Here is a 13,521-nt window from a genome sequence, read left to right as displayed (position 1 = left end):
CGGCCGGGCCCGCAGAGTCAGCGCACGGCCGAGCGCCTCCGGAAAGGCGACGGCACGGGTGCGGAGCCGCTCGGCGACCGCGTGGTGGTGGAGCCGAGCAGACGTACTGACGGCTTGGTTCTCGGTGCCGGAACGGTGGATCGCGGTTCGCCAGGCGAGGTCACCCGCGCAGGTCGTCCTGGGCCGGGTCCGTTCAACGGCCCGTGGCGCTGCTGGACGTCGGGTCCTGAGGTGCCTCTTCGACGGGCCCGGGCGCCGCGTTCTCCAGGTCGTCGATGCTGCCGGACATGATGGTGCGGATGTGTTCGGTGATGTGCTGGAGCGGCCAGTCCCACCAGGCGAGGGCGAGGAGGCGGTCGACGTCGGCGTCGCTGTAGCGGCGGCGGATGAGGCGGGCGGGGTTGCCACCGACGATGCCGTAGTCGGGGACGTCGTCGACGACGACGGAGCCGGAGGCGATGATCGCTCCGTGGCCGATGCGGACGCCGGGCATCACCATGGACCGGTAGCCGAACCAGACGTCATGGCCCACCACGGTGTCGCCCCGCCCGGCCAGGCCGGTGATGAGGTCGAAGTGCTCGGACCAGGAACCGCCCATGATCGGGAAGGGGAACGTGGAGGGGCCGTCCATGCGGTGGTTGGCGCCGTTCATGATGAACCGCACGCCCTCGCCCAGCGCGCAGAACTTCCCGATGACCAGCTTCTCCGGTCCGTAGTGGTACAGCACGTTGCGGGACTCGAAGGCGGTCGGGTCGTCGGGGTCGTCGTAGTAGGAGAAGTCCCCGACCTCGATCAGTGGCGAGGTGATCAGCGGCTTCAGCAGCACCACCCGCGGCTGTTCGGGCATCGGGTGCAGCACGGTCGGGTCGGCGGGCGTGGGGGGTATCACGGGTGTCGTCCTTCCTGAAGGGATGTCTGCGGGGCCGGAGGACACCCAGCAGGAGGCCGACAGGCCCGATCGCGCCGGCTCAGCCGACCGGTCAGCAGCTGTCCGAGCGCTCTCGACGCGCGAACCCGCCGGACACGCCCCCACTTTAGGGGTCATGACAGGCCGTCGCCCGGGAATAACAGGTGCTCACCCGGGCGGGGACGGCCGACCGGACCCTCCCAACCCGATCGGACGATCTACTTGTGCGCCTCGATCAGGAAGCGCGCCGAGTGGGCCACGAACGGCCCCTCGGCCCGGATCCGGGCGTCCAGCTCGCGCAGCCGGTCCCGGTAGGCGTCGACGGTGAAGCCCGGGACCATCCAGACCACCTTGCGCAGGAAGTACACCACCGCGCCGATGTCGCGGAACTCCATCCGCAGCCGCTCGGAGCGCAGGTCCACCACCTCCAGCCCGGCCGCCCGCGCCTCGGCCGCCTCCGCCTCGGGCCGTCGGCTCTCGCGCGCCTCCGGCTGGGGTCCGAGGAAGTACTCGACCAGTTCGAAGACCGACGCCGGGCCGACGTGCTGGGCGAAGTACGTGCCACCGGGCCGCAGCACCCGGGCGATCTCCGACCACCAGGCGCGGACCGGGTGCCGACTGGTGACCAGGTCGAAGGCCCCGTCCGCGAACGGCAGCGGCGGCTCGTCCGGGTCGGCGACCACCACCGCGCCCAGCGGGTGCAGCAGCCGGGTGGCGGCGGCCAGGTTCGGCGGCCAGGCCTCGGTGGCCACCAGGGTGGACGGGCCCCCACCCAGCCGTACGGCGCCGGCAAGCACCTCACCCCCTCCGGTCTGGATGTCCAGGGCGGCCGTCGCGGTGCCCAACCGCTCGGCCAGCAGCCGCTGGTAGCCCCAGGAGGGCCGCTCCTCGGAGGCCCGGCCCGCCAGCCAGGAGAAGTCCCAGCCGTCCACGGACACGGACTCGGCCTCGGCGATCAGCTCTTCGAAGGTGCGCATCCCCGCATCATCGCGGCGCCGACCGCACCGGGCCAACTCGTCATCCCCCGGGCGAGTGCCACTGGGTACTGCGCTGGCGATCATGAACGCCCGCTCCCCTCCCAACTGCCGCTGCGCCGCAAGTGACCCCAGGTGACTCCTGGGGGGCCACTCGGAAGCGGGCCCACAGGCACTCTGCAGCGCGCCCGGCTCAGTGGGTACGGTCAGAGATCGGCCGGACAGAATTCAGACACCCGTTCCGTGGGTCAGTCCGTCCAGGGTGAGGTCGAGGAGGCGTTCGGCCTGCTCGCGCTGCTCGGGTCTTCCGGCGGCCAGGGCGACGCCGGTGAGGGCGGCGAACAGGTCGGCCGCGCTGATGTCCCGCCGGATGGTGCCGGCGGCCGTGGCGGCGTCCAGGAGCGAGGTGAGGGCGGTCATCATCAGCTCGTGGCTGTGGGCGTAGGGGTTGACGCCGGTGGCCACCACGGCGCGCAGGGCCTCGGCCATCCCCAGTTTCGCGGTGGCGTAGTCGATGAAGCGCCCCATCCAGGCGCGCAGCGCCTCACGCGGCGGCATGGCCGCCAGGAGGTCGGGGGCGGAGTCGCACAGTCGGGTCAGTTCGCTGCGGTAGGCGGCCTCGATCAGCGCTTCCCGGGTGGGGAAGTTGCGGTAGAGGGTGCCGGAGCCCACGCCCGCCTCCTTGGCGATGCGTTCGAGGTGTGCCTCGAGTCCGTCCTCGGCGAAGACGCGCACGGCCGCCGAGAGGATCTTCTCCCGGTTGCGCCGTGCGTCGGCCCGCAGTGGGCGCCCGGTGTCCGCGGTCACGACAGGTTCCTTCCTGGCCTGGGGTAGCTAACCGGAGGCGTCGCCGCTTATAGTTCCAAGCAACCGGCGGCGCCTCCACTTCGTAAGTCTACGAGGGTCGAGGACGCGCCGTCGCGCCCGCACCGTGCGGGCACTCGACCCCCCGAGGAGCACACGATGAACCTCCCCCTCGACGGCAGAGTCGCCGTGATCACCGGCGGCGCGTCCGGCGTCGGCCTGGGAATCGCCCGGGAGTTCGCGGACCAGGGCGCCCGCGTGGTCATCACCGACCTCGAGCGGGAGCCGCTGGACGAGGCGGTCGCCACCATCGGCCCGAACTGCTCGGGCGTCGTCGCCGACGTCACCAGGCTCGCGGACATGGAGGCGATGTACCGCGAGGTCATCGCGCGGCACGGGCGCCTCGACACGGTGGTGGCCAACGCCGGCATCGGCGCCCACGCCCCGCTCGGCGCGACCACCGAGGAGCAGTTCGACCGGACCTTCGGCGTCAACGCCAAGGGCGTGCTGTTCACCGTCCAGCCGGCGATCGCCCTGCTGCCGCCCGGCGGCACGATCGTCATCATCGGGTCGACCGCGTCCGTCCAACCCCCGGCCGGCATGGGCCTGTACGGCGGATCCAAAGCCGCGGTGCGCGCCTTCGTCAGGTCCTGGATCCAGGACATCAAGGGCTCCGGCATCCGCATCAACGTCCTCAGCCCCGGCGCCGTGGACACCGATTCCCTGCGGCACGCCCTCGCCATGGCGCAGGGAGCCGACGCCGTCCCGGCCGCGGTCCGGACGATGGGCGAGGGCAACCCGACCGGCCGGATCGCCGACCCCCGGGAGATGGGCACCGCCGCGGCGTTCCTGGCCGGCGACGCCTCCAGCTTCATCACCGGCGTCGAACTCTTCGTCGACGGCGGCATGGCGCAGGTCTGACCTCCCGGCCGCCCCCGGCCCTGCACCGTGCCGACCTGATCGCGACGGCGGCCGGGCCTCCCCGCCGGATGCGGCCCAGGGTGCAACACCCTTGCTGGGCACGGGCTTTCGCGCCCGGCCCCAGCCGGAACGCGGCGATACCGACCGCAGGTGACGGGCCCTGCGGGGCCAGACGGGACCAGGCAGGACCGGACGGGACCACGCGGGACACGCGGGACCGGAGGACACCGGTCAGGATTCGAGAAGCCCCGCCCACCGGCCCGCTCGTAGCGTGATGCCCATGGGAACCAACGAAACCACCACGTCCACCGTGTCCCTCGCGTCCGTGACCCTCGAGGTGCCCGACGCCGGGGCCGCCCACCGGTTCTACACCGCCTTCGGCGTGGAGCAGTACGTTCGCCTGCGGGAGTCCGGAGCGCCCTCCAGCGGGTTCCGGGGCTTCGCGCTGGCGCTCACGGTGTCCCGGCCTGCCACCGTCGACGCCTTCCTCGCCACCGCCGTGGACGCCGGTGCCACGCTGCTCAAGCCCGCGGCGAAGTCGCTGTGGGGCTACGGCGGCGTCGTCCAGGCGCCGGACGGGACCGCCTGGAAGGTCGCGACCTCGGCGAAGCGGGACTCCGGCCCGGCCACCCGCGAGATCGACGACGTCGTCCTGCTGCTCGGCGTCGCGAACGTCAAGGCCACCAGGGAGTTCTACGTCGGTCAGGGCCTGACCGTGGCCAGGAGCTTCGGCGGCAAGTACACCGAGTTCGCCTCCGGCGGACCCGGCGCGGTGAAGCTGGCGCTGTACAAGCGCCCCGCGCTGGCCAAGGAGGTGGGCGTGCCCGCCGACGGAACCGGCTCGCACCGGATCGTCCTCGGCAGCACGGCGGGCTCCTTCGCGGACCCGGACGGGTTCGTCTGGGAGGCGGTCACGCCGGCCGCTTCCGCGCCCGCCACGCGGTCCTGACCCGTCTGCGTGCGGCCGCTACCCCTTCCGGCGGCGCTTGGGCGGCGCCTCCGGTTCCGGGCTCGGGGTCCTGGGCGTGGTGCGCATCATCACCGTGTAGTTGCGGTGGACGAAGAGCCGGTCGATCTCCGGGACGCTGGAGGAGCCCACGCCGCAGCAGGCGTAGTGGATCGTCAGCGGCGGGGCGTCCTCGCCCTGGTCCTCGCGGGCCTCGAGGAGTTCCTGCACCTTGTCCCGCAGCGTGCCGGCGTCGACCGAGACCGCACCCTCGGCCAGGTGCCTGGCGTCGAGGGGCATCAGTTTGTAGTTGATGACCTCCTCGCCCGCGCGGAAGGTCTTGGGGTAGTCCGGCGGCATGGGCTTGCGCTTGTTGTTGTCCCCGACCAGTTCGAGTTCGTCGGTGGTCGGGGGGTTGCCGGACTCGACGCGATTGGCCACCTCGTTCTCCAGCCACGCGCCGGGCGGGGCGTAGACGACGAGTTCGACGCCCGCGGGCACCGTGAAGGTGGCCTTGAGGGCGCGGCTGCGCGGGTTGTCGGGGTTCTTGGGCAGGCGCTGGTTGTCGCCGAACCGCCCGTGCCCGCTGATCACGGTCGAGGGCTGCTCCTGCTGCCCGTCGCTGCCGGGCATCCGCTGGACGGCCGTCGCCCGGCCCGCGAGCATCCGGCCGACGGCGGCGTTCCCGACCGTCCCCTGGAGGTCCGCCAGCGAGCGCGACCGCGACGGTGCCGCGGTGGCCGGTGATGTCGCCGGCCGCGGCGTCCTACGGGTCCGGCGGCCTTCCTGCGCGTGCATGGGCTCGCTCCCTCGGTCCGGGATCGCTCGGGACGGCGGTCAGGGGCGATGGTAGGCCCCGCGTGCGGCGGGCGGCAGGCCGCGGCGGCCACAACCGGGGGCAAGGACGGCTGCCCTCGGAGCCCGGGCCGGCCCCTGGCTGCCGGGGGCGGCCGGGCAGCCCCCGGGCGGCGACGTCGCCCCACCCGCCTCCCCCGCGGGGCACCCTGCGCGGCGACCCCTCGCCACCCCTCGCGACCCCGCGCGCACTCCTCGCGAACTCCTCGCACCGGCCGCCCGCTCGCCGGGCGACCGGCACTCGAACTCCCTAGCCTGGTAACTGAGAGGAGGCGAACACCATGCTTGGAGACGGACCGCTGCAAGCAGTCATCCCCGCCGCCGATCTCGCCCGCGCGAAGGCCTTCTACACCGACACGCTGGGCCTCAAGCTCACCGCGGAAACGGAGGAGGAACTGACCTGCGACTGCGGCGGAACCGAGTTCACGATCTACCACACCCCCAGCGGCGGACAGGCCGCCCACACCCTCGCCAGCTTCAAGGTCGCCGACCTCGACCGTGAGATGACCGCGCTGCGCGAGCGCGGCATCACCTTCGAGGAGTACGACTTCCCCGGGCTCAAGACCGTCAACGGCGTCGCCGAGAACGACGACATGCGCGCGGCCTGGTTCAAGGACAGCGAGGGCAACATCCTCTGCGTGGCCCAGCGCGTCAAGCAGTGACCGACCGGTGACCGGGGGCCCGGCTCCCGCCACCCCACCCGGCCGACGAGCGGCTCCCCGGGAACCGCCCGCCGGCCCGTTGCCGCCCCGCCGCCGCCACTGCCCCGCCGCCCCGGCGCCTGCTTCCCCTGCCCACCCCGTACGGCGACCGACCGGCCGCGCGCCCACCGGGCGGAGCTCACTTTCCGCCGCGCCGTCGCAGCAGCGCCCGCGCCGCGGCGACCGGATCGAAGACGCCCGGCCGGTCCCGGGTCACCGGGTAGCAGGCGAGTCCGATCAGCACCGCGCTCAGGTGCCCGATGCTGGTGTAGTCCCGGTTCTGGTGGAGGGCGATTCCGTAGACGGCCAGCACCCCGGCGAGGTAGGCGTACCGCCACGGCCGCGCGATCCGGTAGGTGAGCACCCCGATCACCCCGGCGAGCGCGTAGCTGACGCCGTAGTCCAGGGTGTAGACGGCCTTGGGCGGGGCGAGGCCCCGGTGGATCGCCCAGCCCAGGACCCCCTCGCTGAGGTACGTCGCCCCGACGTGGGCGACCATCGCCACCGAGATCCAGCGCAAGGTCCCGAGCCAGCGTTCGGCGGGCACGTGGAAGACGTTGTAGAGCGCGAAGTAGCCCAGCCAGCCACCACCGGCGATCCACAGCGCGCTCGTCGCGAGCACGCGGACCGGCGACACCTGGAGGTGGTGCAGATTGGTCGAGCGCCGTTCCAGGATGCGGTCGGCGGTGGCGGTGTCGACGTGCCGGATCACCTCGGTGGTGACCAGCAGGATCGCCAGCCAGACGTAGGTGCCGGGGGCGCGCCTGACGTACGCCCGGACCGCGCGGGCCGCGCGAGCCCACCAGCGCCGCCGACGCGTCTCGGGCACCCCGGTGGTGCTGCCGGACATCGGCGCCTCCTCGACGGTTCGTCCCCACCCTCGCCCGGCGTCCCCGTGGGTCGCCGCCGCGGCGGCCCTTTCGGGTGATCCGGCCGCGGCCCCGCACCACTGCCCGGCTCGTTCGGTGCTGCCGACCAGCCCGGTGGCCACCGGGCCCTGGCATAAGCTGACCCCTCCGGCCTTCCGCGGGACGGCCGGCACCTGAGACACGCGACAGCAAGGGCACCAGGCACGATGACGGACCGCCTCAGGACGACCGGACCGACGGCCGGCGACACCGTCCGTCACCCTGCCCTGCGAAGCGCCCTCCGCCTGCGGCTCACCGCGACCTACGTGATCCTCCTGGCCGTCACCGCCTGCTGGCTCGCCACCCGGAGCCACGCCGAACGGGTCCGCTTCATGCGGCACAACAGCAGCAACGTCCACCACATGGAAGTCGGCAAGTGGTGGACAATGTTCACCAGCGGCCTGGTGGTCGACGGGGTCCCGGCCTGGGTGGGGATCGCCGGCGTCGCCGCCGTCCTGGGCCTGGCGGAGTGGCGCTGGGGCCCGGCCCGCGCGGGCGCGGTCTTCGTGTTCGGACACCTGGGTGCGACGCTGCTCACCGAGGGCGCGATGTGGGTCATGCTCACCGTCCGGATCCCCGGCGCGCTCTCCCGCGCCCGGGACGTCGGGATCAGCTACGGGCTGGTCGCCACCGCCGCCTGCCTGCTGGCGCTCGGCCACCGCTCCCTGCGCCGGTACGCCCTGCCGGCCCTCGCCGTGGCCCTCGCAGCCGCCTGGGCGCTGGACCAGCAACTGGCCGACGCCGGGCACCTGGTCGCCCTGGGTCTCGGTGTCCTCGCCTCCCGCACTCCCTGGCTCCGGGCCGCCGCCGCCCGGGCGTCGGGCGGCGAGCCCGGCAGCGGGTCCGGCGCCGCCCCCGATCGCGAACCTGCCCCCAGCGGCGCCCACAGCGGCTGATCCTCCGCGCGCCCGGCGCCCCTTCCTCACGGCGGAACGCCCTGCGGCCCCGTCGGTGCCACCCAGCCGTACCGGCCGCCACCCGGCGCGCGCGCCGGCCGGCCAGCCACCCCAACTCACGCTCCGGGGAAGGGAATTGACCGCGCGGGCAGCCCTTGCCGAACGGCACGGGGAGCGCCGCCCCCGCCCCACCGCTCCGTATGCTCTTGCGCTACTCTGCAAATCTATGCCAGAGTGCGGGCATCGGATCGAATACGCCGAATCCCCTCACACGTCGCTACATCAGGAGCCCGCGCCGCGCGGGTGGGTCAAGGGTGCATGCATGTCGAAGGTCTTGAGCAAGCTGCCGGTCGGTGAACGGATCGGCATCGCATTCTCGGGTGGGTTGGACACCTCCGTCGCGGTCGCGTGGATGCGCGAGCACGGCGCCGTCCCCTACGCCTACACGGCCGACATCGGCCAGTACGACGAGCCGAACCTCGCCGACGTCCCGGCCCGCGGCCGCGCGTACGGCGCCGAGCAGGCCCGCCTGGTCGACTGCCGGGCACCGCTGGTGGAGGAGGGCCTGGCCGCCCTCGCCTGCGGCGCCTTCCACATCCGCTCCGCCGGGCAGACCTACTTCAACACCACTCCGCTCGGCCGCGCCGTGACCGGCACCCTGCTGGTGCGCGCCATGCAGGAGGACGGGGTCTCCATCTGGGGCGACGGCTCCACGTACAAGGGCAACGACATCGAGCGGTTCTACCGCTACGGCCTGCTCGCCAACCCCAACCTGCGGATCTACAAGCCGTGGCTGGACCAGGCCTTCGTCACCGAGCTCGGTGGCCGCAAGGAGATGTCCGAATGGCTCGCCGAGCGTGACCTGCCCTACCGGGACTCCGCGGAGAAGGCCTACTCGACCGACGCCAACATCTGGGGCGCGACCCACGAGGCCAAGCGCCTGGAGTACCTGGACGCCTCGATGGAGATCGTCGCCCCGATCATGGGCGTCGCCTTCTGGGACCCGGCCGTCGAGATCCAGACCGAGGACGTCACCGTCGACTTCGAGTTCGGCCGCCCCGTCCGGATCAACGGCCGGGAGTTCGGCACCGCCGTGGAGCTGGTGCACGAGGCCAACCTGATCGGCGGACGGCACGGTCTGGGCATGTCGGACCAGATCGAGAACCGGATCATCGAGGCCAAGAGCCGCGGCATCTACGAGGCCCCGGGCATGGCGCTGCTGCACATCGCCTACGAACGCCTCCTGAACGCGATCCACAACGAGGACACCCTCGCCACCTACCACGCCCAGGGCCGCCGGCTCGGCCGGCTGCTGTACGAGGGCCGCTGGTTCGACCCGCAGGCGCTGATGCTGCGCGACAGCCTGCAGAAGTGGGTCGGCCAGGCCGTCACGGGCAGCGTGACGCTGCGGCTGCGGCGCGGCCAGGACTACTCGGTGATCGACACCCAGGGCCCCAACTTCAGCTACCACCCCGAGAAGCTGTCGATGGAGCGCAGCGTGGACGCCGCCTTCGTCCCGGACGACCGGATCGGCCAGCTGACCATGCGCAACCTGGACATCGCCGACTCCCGCAGCAAGCTGGAGCAGTACGCCGGGCACGGTCAGCTGGCCCCGTGGAGCGGCCTGATCGGCGAGCTCGCGCCCGGTGGCGCCGCGCCGATCGCGGCCGGCAACGGTGACGAGGAGGACTCCACCGCGCTCGACCACGCGGCGATCGAGTCCGGCACCGACTGACCGGTCGGCGGGCCGGCCGACTGACCGGCCGGTCCGGCCACCGGACGCACCTGCGCAGGGCCGTCGCACCCACCGGTGCGGCGGCCCTGCCGCGCTCCCCGCCGATCCGCCGGGGCTGACCCGCCACGGCTGAGCCATCCCGACTGACCCGTCACGACTCACCCGGACGGTCCAACCGGCCGTGCGCGCCGCCCCCGGCCGTAGCTGAATGGCGGACGGCGCCCGGCCACGGGAAGGCAGGTGCGGGGATGGGCGAGGCGATCGGCCCGATGCTGGCCTCGGCGGTGGCGGTCGCACTCAGCCCGCTGCCGTTGATCGCCGTGCTGCTGATCCTCGCCGCGCCGCGCGGCCGGGCCAACGGGCTCGCCTTCACCGCCGGCTGGGTGCTCGGGCTGGGCGTGGTCGCGACCGTGGTCGTGGTGGCCGGCAACGCCCTCGACCCGGACGACGGCCGGCCGACCTGGTCGTACTGGTTGAAGCTCGGACTCGGCACCCTGCTCCTGCTGCTCGCCGTACGGCAGTGGCGCGACCGCCCGCGACCGGGTCACATCACCGCGCCCCCGACCTGGCTCCTGGGGGTCGACCGCCTCACCGCGGCGCGCGCGGCCGGCCTGGCCGTCACTCAGGTGGTGGGCCACCCGAGGACCCTGCTCCCGGCGGTCGGCGGCGCCGCCTCGATCGCGGCCGCTCCGACCGGCGCCGGGGCGAAGGCCGTGGCCGCCGCCCTCCTGGTGCTGATCGGCTCACTGGGCGCGATCGTCCCGCTCACGGTGCACCGGCGCGGCACCGAACGCTCGATCCGCGCCCTCGGCGAGTGGCGCGCCTGGGCGGCCACCCACAGCGCGGCGATCACGACCACCGTGCCGGCGGTCCTCGGCGCCGCCTACCTCGGCGACGCGCTCGCCGGGCTCACCTGACGCACACCCGCCCCGCCTGCCGCTGGCACCCGGACCGGTCCCCCTGCACGCGCCCTGCGGCGGCGCTGCGGCCGGGCGGCGCAGCCGGTCGTGGTCACCGGGTCCGCGCCGCCCCCCGGCCCCGCACCATCCGCGCTCCCAGCCGCCCGCCGCCATGGCCGTCGTCATCGCCGTCCCGTGCTCCGGGCCGGTCCCCCGCGCCGCCGCCGGCGCGCGCCCCGGCACCGACCGCGTCCCGGAGCGTCAGCAGGATCTCGCCGTCGTACCGCTCCGCCAGCCGCCGCGCCAGCTCGGCCGCCCCGCTCGGCCGGGCGTGCGGAGCCAGTTCCGGCAGCCGCCCGGGGCCGCTGAGGTCCTCGGCCTCGGCGGCCCAGCGCGCGGCGTCGTCCCACGCGCCCTCGGCGGCGTAGTGCACGGCCAGGCAGTGCACGGCCAGTTCGTCGCCGTACTGGACGGCGATCCGCCACCAGAAGACGCCGTCCGCCGTACGGCCCATCCCGTAGAGCAGGCAGCCGAGGGTGCGCAGGGCGGTCTTCTCGGCGAGTTCGAGGTCCAGGGCCAGTTCTCCCGGCTCCGCCGCTCCCGCGACGCCCGCGCACAGCTGCCGCAGGTCGCGCCGCAGGTCGGCCCGCCCGTCGGTCCGGGGGCGCCCGGCCGGGGACGGGACGTGCGGCGGCCGGGCAGCGGCGGGCGGCCGGGCGGGCCGCTCGCGCGCGGTCGGGGCGCTCCGTCGGGCGGCCGTCAGCCGCTCGGCCAGTCGCCGGGTAAAGGCGGCCGGGTCGTGGTCGCGGAGTTCCCGGTCGAGGTCGGTGGCGTGCGCGCGCAGCAGCTCGGTGATCCTCATGTCGCCTGCCCGTCGTCCGGGTGCTCCAGCAGGTACTCCAGGTGGCGCCGCCCGAGGCTGTAGTACGTGCGGGCGGTGGTGTGCGCGAGGCCGAGTGCCCGGCCGATGTCGTGGTAGGACAGGCCCGCCTGGCGCAGCCGGACGACGTCCGCCTGGACCGGCGCGGCGCGGGCGAGCTCCTCCATCGCCCAGTCCAGCGCGTCGAGTTCGGCGAGTTCCTCCAGCTCGTCCTGGCTGGTGTCGGGGCGGCGCTGGGCGATCACCCGCAGTCGCTTGCGTTCGGTGCGGCGGCGCTCGCGCATGACGTCGACCACCGCGTCCTTGACGATCTTGAAGGCGAAGGCCTGCGGGTCCTCACTGGCCAGGGCCCGGCGCCAGTTCCGGTAGAGCGTGGTGCCGGCGTTCTGCACGGCGTCCTGGGCGTCCTCGCGGTGGCGCAGCCGCTGCTGGGCGTACCGGAGGTAGCCGGAGTTCTCACGGGTGAAGAAGGCCTCGAAGTCGGTCGGCAGGTCGTCGAGCGGGTCCGCCCGCAGACCACGCTCCTCGCCCGGCCCGGGAGTGTTCACACGCGCCCCCTCTTCCTGGGTCAGCTGGCCGGCCCACCGGGTGGCACGCCGACGGCCCCTTCGGGGGCTCGTGGTGTAACCGTCCGACGGGCCCGCGTTGTCGACCGGATCGGGCGGACAATTGGCGACCGTTTCCGTTCACTTCTGAACAGCCCCGCTGACCTGCCGGTTCGGGCGGCGCAGTCCATCACCGGCGACGGATACGTGACCCAGATCACAGCAGCCCGAGGCCCGACTTGACAACCGCCGCGACCCCGCGGCGCGCCCGTCCGCGCTCACCCCATGACCGCCCTACGGCACGGGCTCCACCACGGCCGAGTCCAGCGCCCCGGTCACGCGCTCCAGCAGCTCGCGCAGCGCGGCCAGGTCCTCGACCGGCAGCCCGGTCGCCGCGAGCAGCCGGCGCGGCACCTGCCCGGCGCGCTCGCGCAGCGCCGAACCCTCCGGGGTGAGGCCGACGGTCACCGACCGCTCGTCCTCCGCGCTGCGCTCACGCCGCACCAGGCCGGCCGACTCCAGGCGCTTGAGCAGCGGGGAGAGCGTCCCCGAGTCGAGCCGCAGGCGCTCTCCGATCCGCTTGACGGGCAGGTCACCGCTCTCCCAGAGCACGAGCATCACCAGGTACTGGGGATAGGTGAGCCCGAGATCCCGGAGCAGGACCCGGTAGACGCCGCCGAAGGCGCGTGAGGCCGCGTTGAGCGAGAAGCAGATCTGCTGGTCGAGGCGGAGCAGTTCCTCGTCCGCCAGGCCCGGGGGGAGCGTGGTCATGGACCCATGGTACCGATGGCCATCGCGCCACTGAGTTGTGCGCAATTGAATTGCGTGCTCTACTTATCGAGCGGACAGCGACGACCGGGCCGCCGCCCGACGGGCGGGGAACCGCTCGAGCCCCGAGCTGGGACCGGCCCCCGGACCCCAGGAACCCGGGCACAGGCTGTCCGCGACCGACGCACCGCCAGACGAGCAGCACTACGAAGGGACCCCTCATGGACGCGCTCTACACCGCCGCCGCCACCGCCAACGGCCGCGAGGGCCGCGCCGTCAGCTCGGACGGCCAGCTCGACCTCGCCCTCGCGATGCCCCCCGCGCTCGGCGGCAGCGGCCAGGGCACCAACCCCGAGCAGCTGTTCGCGGCCGGCTACGCCGCCTGCTTCGCCAGCGCCCTCGGCCTGGTCGGCCGCCAGGCCCGGGTGGACACCAGCGAGGCCTCGGTGACCGCCGAGGTGTCGATCGGCAAGGACGGCGAGGGCTTCGGCCTGTCCGTCGTGCTGCGCGTCGAGCTGCCCGACGCGCTCGCGGGCGAGGCCGGCCTGCTGCTGGTCAAGCAGGCGCACGAGGTCTGCCCGTACTCCCGCGCCACCCGCGGCAACATCCCGGTCGAGCTGGTCGTCGAGTAGGTCGCCGAGTAGGCCCACGGCACGGGGCGGGCAGCAGCACGGACCGCAGCCGCACGCCCCGGCCCGAGCGCGGGCGCCCGTCGCCCGCGCGGCCCCGACGCAACATCACACGTCTGAATCCCATAACCCCCAACGAGAACGCGAGTTCGC

15 protein-coding genes are annotated in these 13,521 nt (G+C 73.7%); 7 read left to right on the top strand and 8 right to left on the bottom strand.

The features are described 5' to 3' along the window. Window positions 1–193: 193 nt before the first annotated feature. The 3 genes from ABT247_RS14635 to ABT247_RS14625 all read right to left on the bottom strand — a co-directional run bounded on the left by ABT247_RS14635 (window position 194) and on the right by ABT247_RS14625 (window position 2,688). Window positions 194–847 carry a CatB-related O-acetyltransferase gene (locus ABT247_RS14635; protein WP_502892448.1) on the bottom strand — a complete coding sequence of 218 codons (654 nt, stop codon included), beginning with the start codon at window positions 845–847 and terminating at the stop codon, window positions 194–196. Window positions 848–1,125: 278 nt separating this feature from the next. Then, window positions 1,126–1,884 carry a class I SAM-dependent methyltransferase gene (locus ABT247_RS14630; protein WP_350742625.1) on the bottom strand — a complete coding sequence of 253 codons (759 nt, stop codon included), beginning with the start codon at window positions 1,882–1,884 and terminating at the stop codon, window positions 1,126–1,128. A 225-nt stretch (window positions 1,885–2,109) separates the two neighbouring features. Then, a complete protein-coding gene (locus tag ABT247_RS14625; RefSeq protein WP_350742623.1) occupies window positions 2,110–2,688 on the bottom strand; it encodes a TetR/AcrR family transcriptional regulator in 579 nt (192 codons plus the stop codon). Window positions 2,689–2,844: 156 nt separating this feature from the next. Here ABT247_RS14625 and ABT247_RS14620 point away from each other — a divergent pair, with 156 nt between their 5' ends. Next, window positions 2,845–3,606, top strand: a complete 762-nt coding sequence (locus tag ABT247_RS14620) for an SDR family NAD(P)-dependent oxidoreductase (RefSeq protein WP_350742621.1) — start codon at window positions 2,845–2,847, stop codon at window positions 3,604–3,606. Between the two features lie 280 nt (window positions 3,607–3,886). Continuing rightward, window positions 3,887–4,555: a glyoxalase gene (locus ABT247_RS14615; protein ID WP_502892447.1), complete on the top strand. Its 669-nt coding sequence runs from the start codon at window positions 3,887–3,889 to the stop codon at window positions 4,553–4,555. 18 nt (window positions 4,556–4,573) lie between these two features. On the opposite strand, the gene ABT247_RS14610 is transcribed toward ABT247_RS14615, so the two are convergent. After that, window positions 4,574–5,350 (bottom strand): putative adhesin, encoded by a 777-nt coding sequence (locus ABT247_RS14610; protein ID WP_350742617.1) that lies wholly within the window; start codon window positions 5,348–5,350, stop codon window positions 4,574–4,576. 338 nt (window positions 5,351–5,688) lie between these two features. Between ABT247_RS14610 and ABT247_RS14605 the strand changes: the two genes are divergently transcribed. After that, window positions 5,689–6,069, top strand: a complete 381-nt coding sequence (locus ABT247_RS14605) for a VOC family protein (protein WP_350742615.1) — start codon at window positions 5,689–5,691, stop codon at window positions 6,067–6,069. A gap of 178 nt (window positions 6,070–6,247) precedes the next feature. Here ABT247_RS14605 and ABT247_RS14600 read toward each other — a convergent pair whose 3' ends face one another. Then, a complete protein-coding gene (locus tag ABT247_RS14600) occupies window positions 6,248–6,958 on the bottom strand; it encodes a rhomboid-like protein (RefSeq protein ID WP_350742613.1) in 711 nt (236 codons plus the stop codon). 225 nt (window positions 6,959–7,183) lie between these two features. On the opposite strand from ABT247_RS14600, the gene ABT247_RS14595 reads away from it, so the two are divergent. From ABT247_RS14595 to ABT247_RS14585, 3 genes are all read left to right on the top strand, one after another. Further along, the gene (locus ABT247_RS14595) at window positions 7,184–7,912 is read left to right on the top strand and encodes a rhomboid-like protein (RefSeq protein WP_350742611.1); all 729 of its coding nucleotides are present in this window, start codon (window positions 7,184–7,186) and stop codon (window positions 7,910–7,912) included. 322 nt (window positions 7,913–8,234) lie between these two features. Continuing rightward, window positions 8,235–9,647, top strand: coding sequence for an argininosuccinate synthase (argG, locus tag ABT247_RS14590; RefSeq protein ID WP_350742609.1), 1,413 nt, complete (start codon window positions 8,235–8,237; stop codon window positions 9,645–9,647). Between the two features lie 248 nt (window positions 9,648–9,895). Then, window positions 9,896–10,564: a GAP family protein gene (locus tag ABT247_RS14585; RefSeq protein ID WP_350742607.1), complete on the top strand. Its 669-nt coding sequence runs from the start codon at window positions 9,896–9,898 to the stop codon at window positions 10,562–10,564. Window positions 10,565–10,658: 94 nt separating this feature from the next. Here ABT247_RS14585 and ABT247_RS14580 read toward each other — a convergent pair whose 3' ends face one another. The 3 genes from ABT247_RS14580 to ABT247_RS14570 all read right to left on the bottom strand — a co-directional run bounded on the left by ABT247_RS14580 (window position 10,659) and on the right by ABT247_RS14570 (window position 12,742). Continuing rightward, window positions 10,659–11,408, bottom strand: coding sequence for a hypothetical protein (locus tag ABT247_RS14580; protein ID WP_350742606.1), 750 nt, complete (start codon window positions 11,406–11,408; stop codon window positions 10,659–10,661). Further along, complete coding sequence (locus ABT247_RS14575) at window positions 11,405–11,974, bottom strand: RNA polymerase sigma factor (protein ID WP_350742604.1); 570 nt, start codon at window positions 11,972–11,974, stop codon at window positions 11,405–11,407. Before ABT247_RS14575 ends, ABT247_RS14580 begins: the two co-directional genes overlap by 4 nt. Before the next feature lie 291 nt (window positions 11,975–12,265). Then, complete coding sequence (locus ABT247_RS14570) at window positions 12,266–12,742, bottom strand: MarR family winged helix-turn-helix transcriptional regulator (protein WP_350742602.1); 477 nt, start codon at window positions 12,740–12,742, stop codon at window positions 12,266–12,268. A gap of 218 nt (window positions 12,743–12,960) precedes the next feature. Between ABT247_RS14570 and ABT247_RS14565 the strand changes: the two genes are divergently transcribed. Beyond that, complete coding sequence (locus ABT247_RS14565) at window positions 12,961–13,371, top strand: organic hydroperoxide resistance protein (RefSeq protein WP_350742600.1); 411 nt, start codon at window positions 12,961–12,963, stop codon at window positions 13,369–13,371. Window positions 13,372–13,521 lie beyond the last annotated feature (150 nt).

The organism is Kitasatospora sp. NPDC001539 (genome assembly GCF_040298565.1).
Lineage (GTDB): Bacteria > Actinomycetota > Actinomycetes > Streptomycetales > Streptomycetaceae > Kitasatospora.
Note: the sequence above shows the minus strand (reverse complement) of the source record. Positions and strands in the feature narration are given on the sequence as shown.

Coding starts and splice junctions, on each gene's coding strand:
- ABT247_RS14635 (WP_502892448.1), bottom strand. CDS start 847: ATGCCCGAACAGCCGCGGGTGGTGCTGCTGAAGCCGCTGATCACCTCG.
- ABT247_RS14630 (WP_350742625.1), bottom strand. CDS start 1,884: ATGCGCACCTTCGAAGAGCTGATCGCCGAGGCCGAGTCCGTGTCCGTG.
- ABT247_RS14620 (WP_350742621.1), top strand. CDS start 2,845: ATGAACCTCCCCCTCGACGGCAGAGTCGCCGTGATCACCGGCGGCGCG.
- ABT247_RS14615 (WP_502892447.1), top strand. CDS start 3,887: ATGGGAACCAACGAAACCACCACGTCCACCGTGTCCCTCGCGTCCGTG.
- ABT247_RS14610 (WP_350742617.1), bottom strand. CDS start 5,350: ATGCACGCGCAGGAAGGCCGCCGGACCCGTAGGACGCCGCGGCCGGCG.
- ABT247_RS14605 (WP_350742615.1), top strand. CDS start 5,689: ATGCTTGGAGACGGACCGCTGCAAGCAGTCATCCCCGCCGCCGATCTC.
- ABT247_RS14600 (WP_350742613.1), bottom strand. CDS start 6,958: ATGTCCGGCAGCACCACCGGGGTGCCCGAGACGCGTCGGCGGCGCTGG.
- ABT247_RS14595 (WP_350742611.1), top strand. CDS start 7,184: ATGACGGACCGCCTCAGGACGACCGGACCGACGGCCGGCGACACCGTC.
- argG (WP_350742609.1), top strand. CDS start 8,235: ATGTCGAAGGTCTTGAGCAAGCTGCCGGTCGGTGAACGGATCGGCATC.
- ABT247_RS14585 (WP_350742607.1), top strand. CDS start 9,896: ATGGGCGAGGCGATCGGCCCGATGCTGGCCTCGGCGGTGGCGGTCGCA.
- ABT247_RS14580 (WP_350742606.1), bottom strand. CDS start 11,408: ATGAGGATCACCGAGCTGCTGCGCGCGCACGCCACCGACCTCGACCGG.
- ABT247_RS14570 (WP_350742602.1), bottom strand. CDS start 12,742: ATGACCACGCTCCCCCCGGGCCTGGCGGACGAGGAACTGCTCCGCCTC.
- ABT247_RS14565 (WP_350742600.1), top strand. CDS start 12,961: ATGGACGCGCTCTACACCGCCGCCGCCACCGCCAACGGCCGCGAGGGC.